The following is a 19702-nucleotide window of genomic DNA, read 5'->3' as shown; positions in this document are numbered from 1 at the left end:
CCGATGGCGAAACGCGTACCCAAACGCGCCCTTGACCCTGCCGTTGACCTGCTTGAACAGCATCGCAGCGGGCTTGCTGACAACCCGGACTCCCATGCCGGGAGTCCTCTTCTTATGAGAGGGGGCAGTCATGCCTGCCATCACCTGGATCCAGCAGATGCTGGCCTTCTACTCCCGTCTGACCGACCGCGACCTGCACATCCTCCAATTACTTGACGAGCATCGTGTCCTAACCACCGACCAGATCGCCCGGCTGCATTTCACCGCCCTGCGCACCTGCCAGATCCGGCTCCGCGACCTCCAGCACCTCGGCCTGCTCGAACGGTTCCGCTACGCACGCACCGGAGGCGGCGACGACCCCTGGCACTGGACGCTCGGCCTGTACGGCGCCCGCTTCATGGCCGGCACCCTCGGCCGGCCCATCCCCACCGAACACGCCCACCGTGATCAGCTGCTCCGGCTCACCGGCTACGTCAACCTGCGTCACCTGCGGGAGACCAACGAGTTCGGGGTCCGCCTCGCCCACCGGGCCCGCACCGACCCGCAGACCCGCCTGCCACGCTGGTGGTCCGAACGCACCACGGCCGCCCGATTCCGGGGCATCCACCCCGACGCCCACGGCATGTGGCAAGCGTCCGGCCACCTCGTCGGCTGGTTCCTCGAATGCGACATGGGCACCGAGTCCCAGCCCCGGCTCGCCGCCAAACTCACCGCCTACGAGAACCTCGCCCGCACCGACGGACCGACCTACCCGGTGCTGTTCTGGCTACCCGGCACCGTCCGCGAAGCCAACCTGCACCAGACCCTGCTACGCCAGCGCCCACCGGTACCGGTCGCGACCGCCACCCACGACACCGACCCGGCCGGCCCGGTATGGCTCACGGTCGGTGCCCGCAAGCGCGTGCCCCTCGCCGACCTGCCCAGCAACCACGGCCGGCCGGTCGCCGGGAACCCCAACTGGGCGGACGGCGAACTGGACCTGTCACGACCTGACAGCCCTGGTCAGGACGACCTGTCATAGGGCCGGCTGTCAGGTCCCGGCGATACGGTGCCGCGCAGAACCTCCTTTCCCACCACACCGTCCGTCGCCCCGCGGCGACCCATTCGCGCCCACCGTGAAGGTCGGCCCGGTCGCCCCTCGGCGACGGCTCCGGTGCTGTCCCCACCTGTCCGCATCCTGCGAAGGGAGCACCCTGCCGTGTCCACATCCGCCCACACCGTCATCGTCTGCGCATCACCCGACGAACCGTTCGACTGGTTCACCGCGTCGGAGATCGTCGACACCCACGACCTGCCGCCGGGCATCCCGTGCCCGCGATACCCGGTCCGGCGCCGCCGGATCCTCGGCTGGTTCACCCGCTGGTCGGCGCGTCACCTGATCAGCGTCGTCCGCCGGTTCGGTGCGGTCACCCTGACCGCCGGCGGCCGCAAGAGCCGTCTCGACTTCACGGTCGCCGCCGGCCACGCGCACCGGGCCGCTGTCGCCCGGTGGCGGTGCTGGGACCAGGTCGTCAGGGGTTTGCCGGTCGCCCGGCCGTGGCCGTACTTCCTCGCCCAGCACCAGGCCACCCCGGCCAAGGTGCCGTACCGCGAGGCGGTCCGCCGGTTCGAAGCCCAGCCGCGGGTGCTGGCCATGCTGGCCCACAACGCCCACCCGGCCCGGCCCGTCACCCTCGACCCGAACGAACTCGACGCCTACCAGGCCGGCGAAGGCACCTACGCCACCCTGCACTGGCAGCGGGCCATCACCGGCGACATGGTCATCACCGCCGACGGACGGCTGCTACGGCCGGCGTCCGGGGCGGTCGCCGACCGGCTGCACTACCTGAGCCAGGCCCTGGCCTACCTGCATCGGCTGCCGTCCGGCAGCCAGCTGCTGGCCCTCAGGGTCACCACCCAACCCTAAAACCCTTTCCACCCTCGCAGCCGGTCGCGACCTCGTCGCGGCCGGCTGCTCGTTCCTGCCCGAGGAGAACCACGATGTTGTACGACCCCGCGCTGGCCGCCATCGCGACGGCCACCAACGACGCGCTCATCGAACACGTCTGGAACTACGACACCCTCGCCGGTGACCCGATCACCGACATCGCTGCCGCCCTGGCCGAAGCTGCCGCCGAGTTCATCGCGGTCAGCGACGAACTCGGCCGCGCCCTGACGACCGTCGCCGACACCTGCCGGCGACACCTGGCCACCGTCGCCGACCACGCGACCGTCTACCCGCACACCCTGCCGGCCGACATCACCGGACTCCACCAGCTGTTGGAGGCGTACGGCCAGCGGCGGGAAACCCTGATCACCCTGTACCGGCTGTGGCGCCGGCACCGGCCGACCAGCCGCGACCTGCGCCGCCACCACCTGCTCGTGCGGCCCTACGACCCGACCCACGGCATCGCGACACTGGCCGCCGACGAGACCGGGCTCGCCTGGTTCGTCATCGCCGACCCGGTCGCCGCCACCGCGTACGGGCTGACCGGTCCCGGCGGGATGGTCGGCACCATCTGGTCCAGCCGTGACGGGTGGCAGGCCACCGCGTTCACCGACCCGGCCCACCGCAACACCCCGCGGGCCTGCCAGCTGCCGCCCGCGGCCACCGAGGACGCCGCCTGCCGGGCACTGCTGCGGTGGTGGGCGTTGCAGCAGACCCCGGACGGCTCCGGACGTACGCCCGCCGACCTCAGCCCCGACGAACTGGCCGCTCTCACCGCCTGACCTGGACCATCCAGCAGAAAGGACCCACACGGTCCGATGACCGAACCCGAACTGAACACTCAGGCCTCCACGGCACCGAAACTGTGCCGCGGCTGCCGGGAACAGATGCCGACCCACTGCGACGGCTGTTCCCGCAAGACTGCCGCCTACTGCCGCACCTGCCTGCACAGCGACACCCCCGGGCCTCGCGGCACCGACCGGCCCCGGTCCGGTGACCTGCAACAGGCCGTAGCTGCGGTGATGGGCGCCAACCCACTGCCGGACTTCGGCGACATCACCGGCTGGACCTCGGCACGCATCGGCGCCCACCTGCCCGGCCACGCACCCGCGGCGATCCTGGCCGCCGTGCGCAGACTCGCCGCCACCGGCAGCGCCGAACAGGTCGGCGACGAACCCGAACGCTACCGGCCCACCCGCTAACCCCCTCCCCCACCCCACAGGCCGTTGCCCGGCCGACCCGCGCAGACCGCGCAACCCGGGCACGGCCGACCAGCCGTGCCCGGGAACCTCCTTCTCGCCCTTCATGGAGTTCTCGTGGCATCCGACGAACACGACCGGCTGGCCCGGGTCGCCCTCACCTACCTCACCGCTCCCGGCGACCCCGACGTCCACACTCAGGTCACCCGCGACGGCGCCGTCGCCACCTACCGGCACCTGGCACAGGCCGGAACCGGCTGGCAACAGACCGCCCACGTACGCCGCGCCCGCGCAGCCCTGCGCACCCGCAGGGGACGGCTGATCGTTCCCGGCGAACCCGACTGGCCCACCGCCCTCGACGACCTCACCACCGTCAGCCCCGCCCCCGACAGCGGCATCGCCGGCTACGCCCCGCCACTCGCCCTCTGGGTCACCGGCGCCGTCGACCCGACCACAGTGCTGCAACGGGCCGTCACCATCACCGGCTCCCGCGCCGCCACCGCCTACGGCCTGCACGTCGCCACCGACATCGCCACCGGCTGCACCCGAGCCGGCTGGACCATCGTGGCCGCCGGCAACTTCGGCATCGACGCCGCCGCCCACCGCGCCGCCCTCACCACCGAAGCCCCCACCGTCGCCGTGCTGCCCGGCAGCCTCGACCGTCCCCACCCCGCCGGCCACCACCACCTGTTCGACTACATCCGCAGCACCGGACTGCTGATCACCGAAGCCCCGCCCGGCACCGACGTCATCCGCCGCCGGTTCCTCGCCCGGCAACGCCTCCTGGCCGCCCTCACCACCGGCACCGTCCTGGTCGAAGCCACCACCCACACCACCTACCCGGTCATCACCATGACCGCGGCCACCGCCCTCAACCGCATCGCCATGGCCGTCCCCGGCCCCGTCACCTCCGCCCAGTCAGCCGGCTGCCACCGCGCGCTGCGCGACCGGCGCGTGCACCTGGTCACCAACGCCGACGACGTCCTCACCCACCTGCACCACTGAAGACCGCGGGCTCTGCCGGCCACCCACCGGGTGGCCGGCAGGCCCTTTTCGTGTTTACGGCCGCGAAAGGAACCACACCGTGATCCGAAAACTGGTCACCGGGATCGTGATCACACTCGCCGCGATCCCAGCCATCAGCGCAGCAGCACTCACCAGCACCAACTCGACCTGCCCGCCGACCACGGTGGCAGGTACCGGCGACTGGGACGCCGAACAGCTGGCGAACGTGCAGGTCATCGTCCACCTCGGCCAGCAGCGGCAGATCCCGGAACGGGGCCGGGTGATCGCGGTCGCCACCGCCCTCCAGGAATCCGGACTACGCAACCTGCCCGGCGGCGACCGCGACTCCATCGGCCTGTTCCAGCAACGCCCCAGCCAAGGCTGGGGCACCCCCGCCCAACTCCGCGACCCCACCTACGCCACCGGCAGGTTCTACGACAGACTCACCACCGTCGCCGGCTGGCAGACCATGCCACTCACCGACGCCGCCCAAGCCGTCCAACGCTCCGCCTACCCCGACGCCTACACGAAATGGGAAGACGAAGCGATCTCACTGGTACGCCAGCAGGCCGCGTCACACGGCGGCCTCGGGCCCGGCTGCTCCATGGTCCTCGGCACCGCCGAGCCGGCGCCACGCAACGCCGACGGCTCATGGCCGCAAGAAGGCTGCACGATCCGTCCCGATCCGACCACCGGCTTCGGCTGTGTGACACCCCGGCTGCTTCATCTCGTCCGGCAAGCCACCGCAGCCGGCTTCCCCACCCCCAACTGCTACCGCGTCGACGACCACGGCGAACATCCGAAAGGCCGCGCCTGCGACTGGATGATGACCCCCGGCGGCGAGGCATCCGGCGCCCAGAAAACCCACGGCGACCTCATGGCCGCGTGGGCGGTCGCCAACGCCGACCGCCTCGGCATCCAGTACGTCATCTGGTTCCGCCAGATCTGGACCCAGACCGAAGGCTGGCACCCCTACAACAACCCGTGGGGCGGCGACGACCCCTCCGGATGGCACACCAACCACATTCACATCAGCATCCAGTGAAACCGTTGAAAGTTTCATCTGATGATGGATTCACACCGTTGTGCCAACCGCTATATCGCCTTCACCAGGCCAAACTATAGCCGCCACGGAGCCAGTAGGCGACGCAGGCTTTCGGATGTCTAACCAGGACAGTCGTCAGGTAGCCTTTCATCAGAAGAATGATTCGTTCCCCTGGTGAAGGTGCTGTGGTGGTCTCTCGGGCAGTCGATTTGGCGGGTGCCGCGCACCTTGTGCTTGCTGATCGTGGGGTGGTTCGGCACCTGGATCCGGCCGAGGCCATGTTCGCGGCGATGCTGACCGGGTGGGACCGGCAACAGGCAAGCCGGATGCTCGCAGCCTCGACACGTAAGCAGCGGACGGACGCGGTGCGTCGGTTCGCGCAGTTCGTCGGCTCGTATCCATGGCAGTGGACACCGGTGGACGTCGAGGAATGGACCACGGAGCTGCGCGGCGGCCGAGCGCACTCAACAATTCGCGGCTACCAGAACGACGTCGCGCTGTTCTGCTCCTTCATCACCGACGCCCGCTACGGATGGGCCGACCGGTGCGAGCAGGACTTCGGAACCCATCCGGTGCAGATCTTCCACGAGTGGGACACCGCCAGGCATACCAGCGACCACGAGGCCCGGCCCGAGGTACGGCCGTTCACCCGCGACGAGCTGCAGGAGTTCTTCGACTTCGCCGACGAACAGGTCGACCAGGCCCGACGGTTGAACCGCAAGGGCTGGCTCGCTGCATTCCGGGACGCAACACTGTTCAAGGTCACCTACGCCTGGGGACTACGACGTCGTGAGGTCGCGATGCTGGACGTCATCGACTTCACCCGCAACGCCGCCGCTCCGCAGTTCGGCCGCTACGGCATGTGCAACGTCCGGTACGGCAAGGCCGTGAAGGGCTCGCCCCCGCGGCGCCGCAACGTACTCACCACGATGGGCTGGGCCGTCGACGTGCTCACCGAATACGTCGAGGACATCCGCGGCCTCTACGTCCCGGGCAAGCGGACTGCGTTGTGGCCCACCGAACGTGGCGGCCGGATCTCCGTCGTGTCGATAAACAAGAGGTTCGCCGAGTATCGCAACGCCGTGGGTCTGCCGCCCGAGCTGCACCCGCACTGTCTGCGACACTCGTACGTCACGCATCTGATCGAGGACGGGTTCGACCCGTTCTTCGTCCAGCAGCAGGTCGGTCACGCGTGGGGTTCGACCACGGCTCTCTACACCGGCGTCAGCTCCGACTTCAAGAACACCATGCTGCGCCGAGCTCTCGGCCCGGCACTCGGGAAGGAAGGCCACGGATGACACGCAAGGTCGGCTACCGTTGGCGGCTGCGTGAAGTCATGGCCGCCAACGGCATGTTCCACACCACCGACATCCACCCTCACCTGGCCGAACGCGGCGTCGACCTGTCACCGGTGCAGGTCTACCGGCTCGTCGCCCAGACGCCCGAACGGCTCAACCTCACCGTTCTTGCCGCGCTGTGCGACATCCTCGGCTGCACCGCAGCCGAGCTGTTCGAGCCCACCGTCGAGACCCGCAGCGGACGCGCCCGCAAAGCAGCGGGCGGCGAGGCACCGACCACGTCGGTTGCCCGCCGACCGAAACGGGCCCGCATCGTCGGCGACGACCTGCGGTGAGCCGCGCCGTCTGCGCGTTCTGCGGACAGGACAAGCCGGTCCGACAGCGCATGCCTGACGGCCGGGCTCGCTGCCGCAACTGCTTCCACCAGGATCCGGCGACCTGGGAGCCCTGCGGCGGCTGCGGCCAGACCAAGCGGGTCAACGCCCGCGCCGCCGACGGCACCGCCCGCTGCCCGAACTGCTACCGCAAGTCCGCCCAGCCCAAGCTGCCGTGCGACCGGTGCGGCAAGCTCGTGCACCCAATCGTCCGCGCCGGCGGACGCGGAGGACACACCGAAACCCTCGGCCCGTGCTGCTACCGCGGCGAGAGTCGACTCTGCGGCGGCTGCGGGCGCACCCGCCGCGTCCGAGTGAAGGCCACCGCCACCTCACCGGACCTGTGCGGCACCTGCCACCAGGCCGCGATCACCGCCTGCACTCGATGCGGCACCGTCACCCGCTGCCGAGGCACCACCACCGGACGCCACGCCATCTGCTGGCGCTGCCACCTGACCGACCGCCTCGACGCGCTGCTTGTCCAACCCGACGGCACCATCCTGCCCGCCCTGCAACCGATCCGCGCCGCAGTCCTGTCGGTGGACAACCCCGCCACAGGCCTCGGCTGGCTCGGCCGCAGTCGCGGCGCCACCCTCCTCGCCCAGCTCGCCTCCGGGCACCTCCTGCTCACCCACGACGCCCTCGACCGCCAACCAGCCGGCAAATCCGTCGAGCACCTGCGCCGCATGCTCGTCGCCGCCGACGCCCTGCCCGAACGCAACGAACACCTCGCCCGACTCGAAGCATTCGCCCAGCGCACCACCGAGGCCATCGAGGATCCCAAGGACCGACGTTTGCTGCGTTCCTACGCCACCTGGCATGTCATCCACCGCATCCGCAACGACCGACCCCGCCCCGCGAGCTGGCCCGCCGCCGGATATCGCGCCCGCCACGAGATCACCGCCGCCGCACGGCTTCTGGCCAACATCCGTCAGCAAGGACGATCACTCGACACCCTGCGCCAACCCGACATCGACGCGCTCCTCCCCGGCCGTGACACCCTGCGTTCGTTTCTCTCCTGGGCCGACAGCCACCGGCTCATCACCGGAATCCAGCTGCCGAAACACCAGACCAGCCAGCCCTTGCACTTCGCCCATGACCAACACCGCTGGAACCTGGCCCGCACCCTCTTGCACGACGATTCCGCCGCCACCATTAGTGACCGCTTCGCTGGCCTGCTCGTACTGCTCTATGCCCAACCGGTGGCCCGCATCGCGCGCCTGACTACCGGCCACCTACGCCACGTCGACGGCACCACCATGCTCGACGTCGGCACTGACGCCCTCCAACTCCCATCACCCCTGGCCGACCTCGCTTCCAGCCTTCCCGAGCGGCGGCCCGTCGGCATGGCTCGAACTCTTTACACCGACCATTGGCTGTTCCCCGGCCGACACCCCGACCGCCCCGCAGACGCCGCCACCCTCATGCGCCGACTCAACGCTCTCGACATCTACGCCCGCAGCAACCGCAATGCCGCCATGTGGCTTCGTTCGCGAGTTTGGGCGCCAGTTGTTCGCGACTTTCGGCACCGCTTTACCGGCGCCACGTGCCGCAATGTTCGCGAGAACCGGCACCACTTACGGATCTTTACACCGGCAGTGCCGGCGCTGGCTCTGGAGCCCGTTCACGCTCCGTGCATACGATCACGAAGCGAGGCGGACGCGGGCACCCGGACATGGAGCCGAGTTGAGCGCGTCGTCACCGGCCATTCGGCAAGCCTCAGCAAACCCGCGCGGCCGCGATCAAGAATGTCGCTATCCTGGCTGGCCGGCATCATCGTTCGATGCTGTAGCCGCTTCGTCGCATCGCGGGACGGCTGATTCCTGGAGGGAGCTTCGTCGGGTGAGCATCAACGTCATCGTTGTGAACGGCGGGTCCAGTTCTGGTAAGTCGGGCATCGTCCGCTGCCTCAAGGCAATCCTTCCTCAACCGTGGATCAACATGGGTGTGGACGACCTGGTCGACCGTCTGCCGCCTGCCCTCCTCGAGTCCGGCTCCGGTATTTCCTTCGGGCAGGGCGGCGAAGTGGTCCTCGGCGAGGAATGGCGAGCAATCGAGACGGCCTGGACGAAGGGGGTTGCCGCCATGGCTCGAGCGGGTGCACGGATCATCATCGACGACGTCTTTCTCGACGGCCGGGCTTCGCAGGAGCGCCTCCACGGCCACCTCGACGGACTGGAAGTTCTGTGGGTCGGTGTCCGCTGCACGCCGGAGGCTGCCTCAGCGCGGGAGTTCGCCCGGGGTGACCGCGTACCTGGGATGGCCGCGCTGCAGGCTGAGAAAGTGCACAAGGGCGTCATGTACGACATCGAAGTTGACACCACCCACGCCGAATCCTTGGACTGCGCCCGTGTCATCGCTCAGCACGTGCGCTGACGCCGACCGCTTCGGCTCGCTTCCCGACCAGTGAATCTATCCGCGGACGCGATCACGTTCTGGTACCCATCACATTGCGTGAGCGGTCCGCTGACTGGTGACAGCGTCTCCCAACCCACCGGAGGGTGGTGCCCAAACTCGCGAACATCGAAATCGGTGAGATATCGATGGTGCCGAAACTCAGCGACATCTGGTGCCCAAACTCGTGAACAAAACCACGCCATGCTCCAACTCGCGGCTGAACTCCCCGCCGTCGTCATCGCTGACCTACTCGGAGTCCATACCGACACCGCGACGAAATGGGCGCACGAAGCCAACGGCAACTGGGCTACCTACGCCGCAGACCGCAGTCCCCGGTAGTGCGGCTGCCAGCGCAGCTCGTACGACCATTGTCGCTTCCACGCCACCCGCCGAGGCTATCGAGCGCATGTTCGATCAATCGATCTCGACCTTCTCCCGCTCCTCCGGCGACAGCTCGCCGACAGCAGCCCTCCGCGCCTCCGACTCATCCCACATCTTCGCCAGGGCGGCCTCCATGTCGAACGGCGCAGGCGCCGGATTGAGCGTGCCCGTCACCCGGCGCGCGTGCCACTTCGTCAAGATCCACCAGCGGCGCCACGGATACGTCGGCGGAGGGCGCATCGTGTCGCTGACCCGGTGAATAGCCTCGCCGACATAGTCGTGAAGCTCCGCTAGGCGGGAGGTCGCCGCGTCCTGCTCGTCGTAGTCCAGGAGTCCTCTGTGCGGTGACGGGTGCGGGCTCAGCTCAGCGAGCACCGTGCCGAAATCCATCGTCACCCGCTCCATCCGGCTCCAGTGAGGGGCGTCGCGGTTGACCAGGCGAACCCGGTTCCGGATGCGGAGCACCTTGTGCCACAGCTCATCGACTGCGTCCCACGACTCGACCAGCTCCTGGTGCGCCTGGTCGACCTTCTCCTGGCTCGACCCGTCCTCGCCGCGCTGGAGCTGATCAAGCGCCAGGGCGTACCCGATCACCGCGCCGGAATGCCGGTCCAGTGGCGCGCCCATCTCCTCGTCGTGCATCGTGGCCAACTCGACCAGGTCTTCCTCCCACCGCTCCAGCCGGCGAGTCCGCCGCTGGACCATCGGAATGACGAATATCTGCACTATCGCGGTGACGGTGAGGGTGATCATCCCTCCAATGAAGAGCTGCACCAACTCAATGTAGGGCAATCCGACAAGCCGGAGTCAGCGCGCGATTTGACGTTGAAGGATTCCGCCGTAGCATCCTTCCCGCCATTCGACTAGGCGAGGAAAGATCCACAATGCCTGACGCGCTATCGCACCTTGATCAAGTCCTGGATTACGTCTACACCGAAGCCAGAGGCAAATCCACCGAGGTTGTTCCGATTTTGGAGTTCTGCGAAAGCCTCGGCCTCGACATGGACGACGCCTTCACCATCAGCAGAGCGCTCTACGACGCCGACATGACCGAACGGTCGGACACAATGGGAAGCCCGAGGATCAGCCTCACCGGACGCGGACTCGCCTACGTCAGCCAGATGCGAGAACGCCGCGACGACCCCGCCATCCGCGCTGCGGCCTGCCGAACCGGCCTGCTCCGCTGGTTCTACCGGCAGCACGTTGCTGCCGTCCGCCTCCCCCTCACCGACGGATTCGGGCAGACCGATGCGGCGAAGAATGACGGCACACCGTTCACCGCAATCGAGATCCAGCACGCCGCCGAATACCTGGCCAACAAAGACCTGATCAAGGGCGCGACCGTCGCAGAGATCCGCGGCCCGGTGCGCGCCGAAATCACCACCGAAGGAATCGACTGCGTGACCGACTGGTCCGGCGACGTCGCCCAATACCTCCGCGATCAGCGCGGCTACGGACCGACCACTAACTACCACGGGCCGGTGTTCAACGCAGCCGCGGAGGGCAACCAGCTCGCCTGGCAGAACCGCGACGTTGTCCAGAATGCCGGCGGTCAGCAGATCGCCCCAGGCTATGAACCGCTCGCCGCCGCGGTCGCCGACCTCATCCGCGCGTTGCCCACCTTCGGACTCCCCGAGCAGGACCGGCAGGACGTCGAGGACGCCGCCGAAGAGATCGTCGGCGAGATCGTCCAGCACGAACAGAACCCCGGCCGGCTCCGTCGCGGAGTCGCCGCGATCCGCACGTTCCTGATGCCCATCGCGAACGGCGCCGTCGAGGGAATCAGCGACCAGACCCGCGAGGAAGCCGGCCAACTGGTCGAACGCCTCACGGCGTCGCTCTCCTAGCCGAGCATCGGCGCGACCGCCTGGCCGCATGAATCGAGCCCCGCTCCGACGACCACTCGTCGGAGCGGGGCTCGCCTTTTCGGCGTCGGCCTAGTCGTGCCCGACCAGAAGATCGACACATCCACCGCAATGGGCCGAATGTTCTTCCAGATCCTCGGCTCCATCGCCGAGTTCGAACACTCTCTGATGTCCGAACGCACCCTCGACGGCTTGGCCAGAAACCCACGCTCACCGCCCGCCAGGCGAAGATCGCGCAGGAGATATATGAGGAGACCGGGCCCGAGGGGGCGCCGAGTGCACACCGTTGGTCCGCAGTTTGCCGGGCTGGAGGCGAAGCGCAGCGGGCAGCTGAGCCAACCCATTCACGCCGTTGGAATGCCTGTACTGCCCCAGTAAAAGGTGCGATATAGCATTAGATGCAAAATTCGCACCGGTCACGTAAAGCCCTTGATGCTGCTGACGTGCGGATTAACGTCACTGCTGTGGACCTGGAGCAACTGGGCCCTTGGACAGATGCCGTCTGATCTGCCGGCCTCAGGCGAGACGGGCGGCAGCGATCGCCCGTACCCCGTTTTCCTCGAAAGGTCGCAATGCGCGGCGAGCAGGGCCAGCCCATTCCCACCGTCGGAATACGTGTACTGCCCCCAGCGTCTGAAGAGCCACCAGCCCGCGCGTTCGGGGTGCAGGTGAAGCATCTCCGGTACCAATGTGATGGCAGTCGCCCGCAGGGGTGATGAGGCGTTCGGCGCTGGTCGTGCTCGACGGGCGGCAGTGTGATCGGTGGGGGCCTCTAACGATTGCCGTGTGTCTGCCGAAGAGGGTTTCGTGGGTGTCGAGTTCCTCGACCGGCCTGCCGATGAGGGTGGCGGGCTGCTGGCGGAAGCGTTCGCGCGAAGTTTGGTGCCGAGGGTCGTGATCGACTTGGGTCCGGGCCGTGGCGCGGTGCTGGCTGACGCCAACGACGAGTTTTGTGTGCTGTCGGGTCGTGGACCCGACCAGCTGCGGGGCCTGCCGTGGCAGGAGTTGGTCGCCGAGGCGGATCGACCCGCCGTCGGTGCAGCGCTTCAGGCGCTGCTCGAGGATGACATCAGAGCGGCGCGGGTTGCCTGCCGGCTGGTTCAGCCGGACGGTTCCAGCGTACGGGTGTCGGCCGGTTTGATGGCGGTGCCTGCGGGGCCTTCTGATGCGCGATGCGCTGTCGCGGAGGTGATCGAGCAGCCGCCGTCGCCGGGTGTTGAGGGTTTGGTCGAGGCGGTCCTGGATGCCACGCCGGACCTGCTGGCGGTGACCACACCCGACGGCCTGGTGGTGCGGGTCAACGCCGCCTGGGAACGGGTTCTCGGCTGGAGCCAGGCTGAGATGCAGGATGTCCGGCTGACCACGCTGATGCACCCGGATGACGTCGCGGCCACTGTCGCCGAGGCGCAGCGGGTGGCCGAGGCAGGCGATCAGTCTGCGCAGGGTTTACGCAATCGCTACCGGACCAAGAGTGGTGACTATCGGTGGCTGGAGTGGGGCGGGGCCCCGCTGCCGGGCACGGCTCTGGTGTGCGGGATGGCCCGGGATGTGACCGACGCGATCGTCGCCGAGGAGGCGCTACGCCGCAGTGAGTCGCAGTTCCGTGCCGTGTTCGAGGCCAGCCCGCTCGCCATGGCGGTCACCGACGAGACCGGCAGGCTGCAGAACGTCAACCGGGCGCTGTCGCGGCTGGTCGACCGGCCTGCGGAACAGCTCCTCGGGCGGCGATGCGCGGAGTTCACCCATCCCGACGATCTGCGAGCCGGTGATGAGCACCGTGACCGGATGGCGGCCGACCCGCACGCCACCCTGGTCTACGAGCAGCGCGTGCTACGCCCGGACGGGCGGGTGGTGTGGGTACGCGCCAGCAACAGCCGCATGGACGCAGCCGGTGGGCAGCAGCATCGCCTGGTGCAGATCGAAGACATCACCGCCAGCCGGCAGGCGGCCGTCCTGGCCGGCCGGGAGACCGACCGGCTGCGGGCCACCATCAAGGTCCAGCGCGAGATCACCGCGGCAGCCTCCGACCGGGAGGCGGTGCTGGCCTTGATGGCCGACCGCACCCTGGCGGTTCTGCCCGGTGGTGATACCTGCGTGGTGCAGATGCTCGACGAGACCGCCGCCCTGCTGCACACCGTCGCCGGGACCGGCCGGCTCGCCGGCCAGGCGATCCCGGCGGCGCCGCTGACCGGATCGTTGGCCGGTCTCGCGGTCACCGGCGGTATACCGGTGCGATGCGACGACACCGCCACCGACCCCAGGGCCAGCCGGGCGATGCGCACCGCGACCGGTACCCGATCGCTGGTCGCAGCTCCGCTCCGTGACACCCGGGGACGGATCACGGGCGTGCTGCTGGCCGGCAGCGGCCGCCCGTACGCCTTCGACGACGCTGACGAGCAACAACTGACCCTGCTCGCCCACGCCCTCAGTGGCGCACTGCAACACGCCGACGACGCTGCCCGCAGCCAGCAACTGCTGGACCGTGCCACCCAGGCAGTCGACGCGCTGCAGAAGGAGCGAACCTCAACCCTGGCCGCCCTCGAGAAGCTGGCCCGCTCCGAACAGCGGTTCGTCACCGTCTTCAGCAACAGCCCGGTCGCGAAGATCCTGGTCACCGCTGCCGGCCCCGGCGCCGGGCGGATCACCCTGGCCAACCCCGCCTTCGAAGACCTGACCGGCTACCCGGGCGAACAGGCCACGGATCTGCACCTGGCCGACCTCACCGGCCATCCCGCCGCCGCCGTCGAACGGGGCCTGGCTCTACTGGCCCGCGGACACGGGCCCCGGCACCGCGAGCTGGAAATACGTCACCGCGACGGCCGCCGGGTGACGGTCTCGGCACACACGTCGATCATCACCGATGAGAACGACGCCCCCACTGCGGTCGTACAGTTGCTCGACATCACCGCCATGGCCCGCGTGCAGGCCGAACTCGCGGACCTGCTCGCCGACCGGACCCGGGCCCTGACCGCGTTGGAGATCAGCGAGCAGCGGTTCCGGCTCACGTTCGACAACTCTCCGCTCGGCGTGACCCTGATCAGCCTTGAACCCGGTACCCTCGGCAACTACCTGCAGGCCAACCCGGCGATGACCGGCATCACCGGGTACACGGCCACGGAACTGACCGGTATGACCTACCGGGACCTGGTCCACCCCGAGGACGTGCCCGGCGGCGCCGACTACCTCCAGCGCGTCAACATCGGCCCGAGCACACCGGCGCGCGCCGAGTACCGATACCGGCACAAGGACGGACACACCGTCTGGGTCGCCGTCACCACCGCCGCCGTCCGCGACGACACCGGACGCCCGCTCTACCTGGTCAACCAGGTCGAAGACGTCACCAGCCGCCGCGCTACCGACATCCAACTCCGCCGGCAGGCCCGGCTGCTGGAACTGATCCCCGCCGCGGTCATCGTCCGCGACCTCGACGGCCGGATCCGCTGGTGGAACCACGGCGCCACCCACCTCTACGGCTGGCCGTCCACCGCCGCCCGCCACAAGATCAGCCACCGGCTACTCGGCACCGCCTTCCCCGGCACCAGCACCGCCGACGACCAGGCCCGCATCCTGCTACGCGACGGCCGCTGGGACGGCGAACTGCAGCACCACACCGCACACGGCACCACCGTCACCGTCCTGAGCCAGCAAGTGCTGCACCACCCGACCGGCAAGGACGAAGACCCTCAAGTCCTGGAGATCAACACCGACATCACCGCTGAACGGGCGGCCGAGCAAGCCCTCGCCGAGAACGAACAACGCCTACGCGCCCAATTCACCAACTCCGCGGCAGGCCAGGTCGTCCGCGAACTCGGCGGCCGGTTCCTGGCGGTGAACCCGGCCTACGCCCGCATGCTCGGCTACACCGTCGACCAGCTCCTGCAACTGACCGACGCCGACCTGCTCGACCCCACTGACCTCGCCGACTCACGCCACCTGATCGCCGGGCTGTTCACCGGCGACACCGACCACTACACCCACGAAGGCAGACTCCGGCACGCCGACGGCCACTGGGTCGACGTCGAAGCCACCGTCTCGCTCACCCACCACCCCGACGGCCGTCCCAAGCACATCCTCGGCGTCATCACCGACATCACCAGCCGCCGCGCCGCCGAACACGCCCGCGACACCGCCGCCGCGGCACTCGCCGAACGCAACACCGAACTCGAAGCCGCCAACCAACTCAAACTCGACATCATCGGCATGCTCGGCCACGAAATCGGTAACCCACTCACCAGCATCCGCGGCAACGCCGAACTGCTCACCGACGACTGGCCCGACCTCACCGACGCCCAGCGCACCCGCAGCATCGCCGCCATCACCCGCCAATCCGACCGCCTCGACAGCATCGTCGGCGAGGTCCTCGCCATGGTCACCATCGACGCCGGAAAACTCACCGCCGCCCGCCAGGACCTCGACCTTCACGAGCACATCACCCTCGCCCTAGCCGCCACGGACAACGAACACCTACCGGTGCACGGGCCGAACCCCCGGGTCCTGTTCCACCCCGGCCAACTCCAGCAGATCCTGGTCAACCTACTGTCGAACGCCGCCAAATACGGCGGCGGCGCCACCGCCATCCGCACCAGCCAGCCGGCCAGCAACCCCGGACACGTCCACGTCGCGGTCGAGGACAACGGACCCGGCGTACCCGAGGAATTCCGCGAACGGCTCTTCGAACGCCTCACCCGTGCCGACCGCGACGCCACCACCGTCCGCGGCACCGGACTCGGCCTGTACATCGTCCGGGGCCTCGCCCACGCCAACCACGGCGACATCCACCACGAACCCAACCCCACCGGCGGATCCATCTTCACCCTCGACCTGCAAACCACAACCATGCTCACGTAAGGCACATCCAGGCCACCGCACACAGACCACGCCGGCAACCTTCTGGATGGTTCGTGATGAGTTCCTGGCCCCCGGAGCCTTCGCGGCCCATCGCTCGCCCCAGCTGTCCGGCCTACGGCATGGACGGAGCCACCCTTCGCAGACAGCTGACTACTGCATGCGTACGGCCACCGGAGACCCCGCTCGGTGCCTGCGACGGCGGTGGCACGGCGGGCACCGCGACGGACCACGACAGAAGAAAACAAGATCAACAATACGTGAGAGTACGCGACCCACCACGACGGCGGCACTACGACAGTGACGCTGCGCGGAGAACCCGACCTGGGCGTCGGCGACGAGCTCACCGACGCCCTGGCCGGGCAGAGCCATCTGCCCGATGCCACCGCCGTCCACGTCGACCTGAGTGATGCCGCGATCCTCGACTCATGGACCATCGGCGTCCTGCTCCGGGTCATCAACCCGCAGGGCCATGTCCGGCGGATCCTCGCCAGGACCGGCGGGCTGCCCGCTCTTGGAGGCGACCCGGCGCCCTGACCCCCGGCCGCACCTTGAGTTGCTCAGTGACGCTCGGCGGTGCGCCCGCCGCAGGCACAGGGTTCCTGCCCCGGCGAGTGACCGGCCGCCAGAGCCTCACGCAAACATCTCAGCAGTTCAGCCGACCGGAACGGCTTCGGGAGCATGGCCGTGGCCTGGGCCTGCCGCGGCCGTTGATCGCCCGGCATGAGACTGCCGCTGACCAATATCACCGGAAGGCAGGCACGATTCTGGTCCGCCCGGATACTGCGGCACAGCTCCAACCCTGACATCACCGGCAAGTCGATGTCGGTCACGACCGCCTCGACACCAGGACGCGCCAAGACCTCCCGCCACGCGGCCTGACCGTCCTCGGCCTCGATGACGGTATGCCCGTCACGCTGTAGCAGGCGCAACAGGATGCCGCGGATATCGCTATCGTCTTCAGCCACCACGAGCAACGCCACAGCGACCTCCCCCGTACACGGCCCCGGACCGGCACGGCCACCAGGGCTTCGCATGCTGGTTCGACGGCATCACCGCGTCACTGAGCGCCTGAACACAAATTGGCTCGCAGCTCACATCGCGCGGTATCCGCCCGGCCGGGATCCCACGGATGGCGCGATCACACTCTGGTGGTGAAATCGGCCGGCCGCGCGGTAGTGGCCGCGATCGCCTTCGCGGCGCCCGGATGTCGCATATGGAGCGTTCTAGCCTGACCGTTCGGGAAGATCTCGGGCAACGGAACGTCGCGCGGTGAGCGGTGCGGCGGTCGACGTGGCGACCGGTCCGGACGGCACGATGATCATCCAGCCCCACGGTGTCCTCGACGCCGGCGACGCGGTCGACATGCAGCGCACCATCGCGCACGCGGTACGCCACACGCGTCCGCTGCGCCTGGTCGTCGACCTGCACGACCTGCAGGACCTCGACGCGATCAACCTCGGCACCCTGGCCGCGGCCTGCGAACTCGGCGACGACCACCAGGTCGCCGTCTTCCTCGACCACCCGTCCGCCGTTATCGCCGACCGCAACACCTCCCCGGCGTTCCCGGCTATCGCCTGCGCCGCGACACACACGCCGCCTGACCGACACCGCTCGAGGCCGCCGCCGTTCAGCCGTCCCGGAACTCGATGGTGATCGGATCGCTCTCGTGGACGCCGTAGACGTGCATCAGCGTGTCCAGGACAAGCATGGCGTAGCCCCGCAGATGCTTGACCGGTGGAGTGATCACGAACTCCCGATGGAAATTCGGGCTCACCTCGTCCGGCGCCAGCCAGCCATGCTCGATGAGCATGCCCTCCTGATCCGGGGTGAGGCGATGCCACGGCGCGAGGAACTGTGATGACACGATCTCTGCCCAGATGCCCGTCTCGGTGCGCAGGAACTGGGCGAAGATTCCCCGCCGCTCGTCGACTTCGAGGACGAAGAAGCGGGGGATATCGGCCGGCCCGGCCGCCAGGTTCACCAACGCATCGGAGATGCGGTTGACCTGCTCGCGTACCAGCCCGCGGCGGGCCGCTACGCCGGAGGAGCCGGGCGGTTGGCCGGCTTCGGAGTGCCGTGACCGCCACACCTCAATGCCGATCCACACGCTGGCCATGGCCACCAGGGCGGTGCCGAGTGGCCAGGTCCACGACGAGGTGGCGAGGTTGGTGAGCGCCCCGGTGCCGACCGCGCACACGGTCGATGCCGCCGCTGCCGCGCCGTGTCTGGTCCACCCCGGCCTAGCCACGGCACGCCGTGCCGCGCGGGTGCCCCGGAACCGGCTCAGGCCGCCCGGCTGGCGTGAGGTGGCGTCGCACGCCGCACATTATCGCGCCACATGGCCGTCCGGCGGCCATCACCGGCCGCCGCACCGTGCGCTCGTACCGGGAGCGGCCGTCAGGTGGGCGCGGGTACGAGTGGTCGATGCCGACCGGCCCGCAATGATCGACCGGCCGCGATCTTGCGCCGGTGACCACGGGTCCCGGGTGCTGGCCTGGTCAATGGTGGGTGGGGTGCAAACCCTCGGTGATGTCGGCGCAGGTCGGTGCGATGGTCTGGAACTCGTCGCGGATAGCGTGCACCGTTGCGGCGGGGTCGGGCAGGTGACCGGCCCGGGCCTTGCCCTCCACGTCGGCGCCCAGGTTCACCAGGCGATCGGCGCCGATATTGGATGCGGACCCTTTGAGCCGGGCCGGCCGCCAGCGCGGGTCTGGTCGGGTCGGCGCCTGCATCGTCGCGCCACACCCGAAGCAGCAGGGTGAGCGCCGTGGTCAGGACGGGCGTCCGCACGGGTTTGGTGAGGTAGGCGTTCATGCCCGCACGCTCGCAGGCGGTGCGGTCTTCGACGCCGGCCTCGTCGTAGTAGTCGGTGATCCTTACCTGCGAAGACGGGGCATCGCCGGTTTAACGCTTTCGCTACCGTCGATGCATGGCCGCCCCGAGGAAGAACGAGATGAGCCACGTCGATGCGGGCAGCGAGCTGCGTCGCTGCACCGGCGTGGCGGTGATCTTTTTCGGTATCGGCACGCAGATGGTGTTCACCATGCTGACCATCAAGATCGGCAAGCCGGACTTCCCGGTGGCCCCGGTTCTGGCCGGGACTCCCCTGATCATTCCCGGCATCGTCGTCACCGCCATCGGCATCTTCACCAAGGATCCGAAGCGGTCCTTCCGGCGGGTCGCGGTCGGGGCGGCACTGATCATTCTCGGTGCCCTGTCGATCTTCGGTGTGCGCGTTGTACTCATCTGAGTGACTGTTTGAGAGTGCACCGACAAGATGACCGACTACGCCGACGCCCAGGCGCTCGCCGACCCCGATCCGTGGGCCGGGTTCTGTGGCTACGTGCGCCGGGTGTACGCGAT

The 19702-nt window shown here is 68.7% G+C and carries 20 protein-coding genes; 16 read left to right on the top strand and 4 right to left on the bottom strand.

All coding sequences use genetic code 11. The features are described 5' to 3' along the window. Positions 1 to 130 precede the first annotated feature (130 nt). The 10 genes from ACFO0C_RS43800 to cpt all read left to right on the top strand — a co-directional run bounded on the left by ACFO0C_RS43800 (position 131) and on the right by cpt (position 9224). A complete protein-coding gene (locus ACFO0C_RS43800) occupies positions 131 to 1021 on the top strand; it encodes a replication-relaxation family protein (protein ID WP_378072776.1) in 891 nt (296 codons plus the stop codon). Positions 1022 to 1198: 177 nt separating this feature from the next. Beyond that, positions 1199 to 1906: a hypothetical protein gene (locus ACFO0C_RS43795; RefSeq protein WP_378072775.1), complete on the top strand. Its 708-nt coding sequence runs from the start codon at positions 1199 to 1201 to the stop codon at positions 1904 to 1906. Between the two features lie 74 nt (positions 1907 to 1980). Continuing rightward, the gene (locus tag ACFO0C_RS43790; RefSeq protein ID WP_378072774.1) at positions 1981 to 2709 is read left to right on the top strand and encodes a hypothetical protein; all 729 of its coding nucleotides are present in this window, start codon (positions 1981 to 1983) and stop codon (positions 2707 to 2709) included. Positions 2710 to 2745: 36 nt separating this feature from the next. Then, positions 2746 to 3129 carry a hypothetical protein gene (locus ACFO0C_RS43785; protein WP_378072773.1) on the top strand — a complete coding sequence of 128 codons (384 nt, stop codon included), beginning with the start codon at positions 2746 to 2748 and terminating at the stop codon, positions 3127 to 3129. Between the two features lie 114 nt (positions 3130 to 3243). Continuing rightward, positions 3244 to 4131, top strand: coding sequence for a DNA-processing protein DprA (locus tag ACFO0C_RS43780; protein WP_378072772.1), 888 nt, complete (start codon positions 3244 to 3246; stop codon positions 4129 to 4131). A 79-nt stretch (positions 4132 to 4210) separates the two neighbouring features. Beyond that, complete coding sequence (locus ACFO0C_RS43775; protein WP_378072771.1) at positions 4211 to 5176, top strand: hypothetical protein; 966 nt, start codon at positions 4211 to 4213, stop codon at positions 5174 to 5176. Between the two features lie 248 nt (positions 5177 to 5424). Further along, the gene (locus ACFO0C_RS43770; protein ID WP_449191957.1) at positions 5425 to 6474 is read left to right on the top strand and encodes a tyrosine-type recombinase/integrase; all 1050 of its coding nucleotides are present in this window, start codon (positions 5425 to 5427) and stop codon (positions 6472 to 6474) included. Then, positions 6471 to 6809, top strand: a complete 339-nt coding sequence (locus ACFO0C_RS43765; RefSeq protein WP_378072770.1) for a helix-turn-helix domain-containing protein — start codon at positions 6471 to 6473, stop codon at positions 6807 to 6809. The genes ACFO0C_RS43770 and ACFO0C_RS43765 overlap by 4 nt, the downstream gene beginning before the upstream one ends. Next, positions 6806 to 8668: a hypothetical protein gene (locus ACFO0C_RS43760; protein WP_378072769.1), complete on the top strand. Its 1863-nt coding sequence runs from the start codon at positions 6806 to 6808 to the stop codon at positions 8666 to 8668. The genes ACFO0C_RS43765 and ACFO0C_RS43760 overlap by 4 nt, the downstream gene beginning before the upstream one ends. A 22-nt stretch (positions 8669 to 8690) precedes the next feature. Continuing rightward, positions 8691 to 9224, top strand: coding sequence for a chloramphenicol phosphotransferase CPT (gene cpt, locus ACFO0C_RS43755; RefSeq protein ID WP_378072768.1), 534 nt, complete (start codon positions 8691 to 8693; stop codon positions 9222 to 9224). Between the two features lie 435 nt (positions 9225 to 9659). On the opposite strand, the gene ACFO0C_RS43750 is transcribed toward cpt, so the two are convergent. Further along, positions 9660 to 10400, bottom strand: a complete 741-nt coding sequence (locus tag ACFO0C_RS43750; RefSeq protein ID WP_378072767.1) for a hypothetical protein — start codon at positions 10398 to 10400, stop codon at positions 9660 to 9662. 110 nt (positions 10401 to 10510) lie between these two features. Here ACFO0C_RS43750 and ACFO0C_RS43745 point away from each other — a divergent pair, with 110 nt between their 5' ends. The 4 genes from ACFO0C_RS43745 (at position 10511) to ACFO0C_RS43730 (ending at position 16873) form a co-directional block, all read left to right on the top strand. Next, positions 10511 to 11473 carry a hypothetical protein gene (locus ACFO0C_RS43745; protein WP_378072766.1) on the top strand — a complete coding sequence of 321 codons (963 nt, stop codon included), beginning with the start codon at positions 10511 to 10513 and terminating at the stop codon, positions 11471 to 11473. Positions 11474 to 11479: 6 nt separating this feature from the next. Next, positions 11480 to 11869 carry a recombinase family protein gene (locus tag ACFO0C_RS43740; RefSeq protein WP_378072867.1) on the top strand — a complete coding sequence of 130 codons (390 nt, stop codon included), beginning with the start codon at positions 11480 to 11482 and terminating at the stop codon, positions 11867 to 11869. A 408-nt stretch (positions 11870 to 12277) separates the two neighbouring features. Then, positions 12278 to 16339, top strand: a complete 4062-nt coding sequence (locus ACFO0C_RS43735) for a PAS domain S-box protein (protein ID WP_378072765.1) — start codon at positions 12278 to 12280, stop codon at positions 16337 to 16339. Positions 16340 to 16636: 297 nt separating this feature from the next. Continuing rightward, positions 16637 to 16873, top strand: coding sequence for a hypothetical protein (locus ACFO0C_RS43730; RefSeq protein WP_378072764.1), 237 nt, complete (start codon positions 16637 to 16639; stop codon positions 16871 to 16873). Between the two features lie 23 nt (positions 16874 to 16896). Here the strand turns inward: ACFO0C_RS43730 and ACFO0C_RS43725 are convergent, their stop codons facing one another. Continuing rightward, positions 16897 to 17319 (bottom strand): response regulator, encoded by a 423-nt coding sequence (locus ACFO0C_RS43725; protein WP_378072763.1) that lies wholly within the window; start codon positions 17317 to 17319, stop codon positions 16897 to 16899. A 289-nt stretch (positions 17320 to 17608) separates the two neighbouring features. Here ACFO0C_RS43725 and ACFO0C_RS43720 point away from each other — a divergent pair, with 289 nt between their 5' ends. Further along, positions 17609 to 17992, top strand: coding sequence for an STAS domain-containing protein (locus ACFO0C_RS43720; protein WP_378072762.1), 384 nt, complete (start codon positions 17609 to 17611; stop codon positions 17990 to 17992). Here ACFO0C_RS43720 and ACFO0C_RS43715 read toward each other — a convergent pair. Together ACFO0C_RS43715 and ACFO0C_RS43710 are read right to left on the bottom strand one after the other, a co-directional pair. Further along, positions 17967 to 18455 carry a TY-Chap domain-containing protein gene (locus ACFO0C_RS43715; protein WP_378072761.1) on the bottom strand — a complete coding sequence of 163 codons (489 nt, stop codon included), beginning with the start codon at positions 18453 to 18455 and terminating at the stop codon, positions 17967 to 17969. The genes ACFO0C_RS43720 and ACFO0C_RS43715 overlap by 26 nt on opposite strands. Before the next feature lie 382 nt (positions 18456 to 18837). After that, complete coding sequence (locus ACFO0C_RS43710) at positions 18838 to 19071, bottom strand: Hpt domain-containing protein (protein WP_378072760.1); 234 nt, start codon at positions 19069 to 19071, stop codon at positions 18838 to 18840. Positions 19072 to 19268: 197 nt separating this feature from the next. Between ACFO0C_RS43710 and ACFO0C_RS43705 the strand changes: the two genes are divergently transcribed. Then, a complete protein-coding gene (locus ACFO0C_RS43705; RefSeq protein WP_378072759.1) occupies positions 19269 to 19589 on the top strand; it encodes a hypothetical protein in 321 nt (106 codons plus the stop codon). Positions 19590 to 19702: the final 113 nt, after the last annotated feature.

Origin of the sequence: Actinoplanes subglobosus, from assembly GCF_042650585.1 — a bacterium.
Lineage (GTDB): Bacteria > Actinomycetota > Actinomycetes > Mycobacteriales > Micromonosporaceae > Actinoplanes > Actinoplanes subglobosus.
This window is presented reverse-complemented; position numbering and strand designations above follow the sequence as displayed.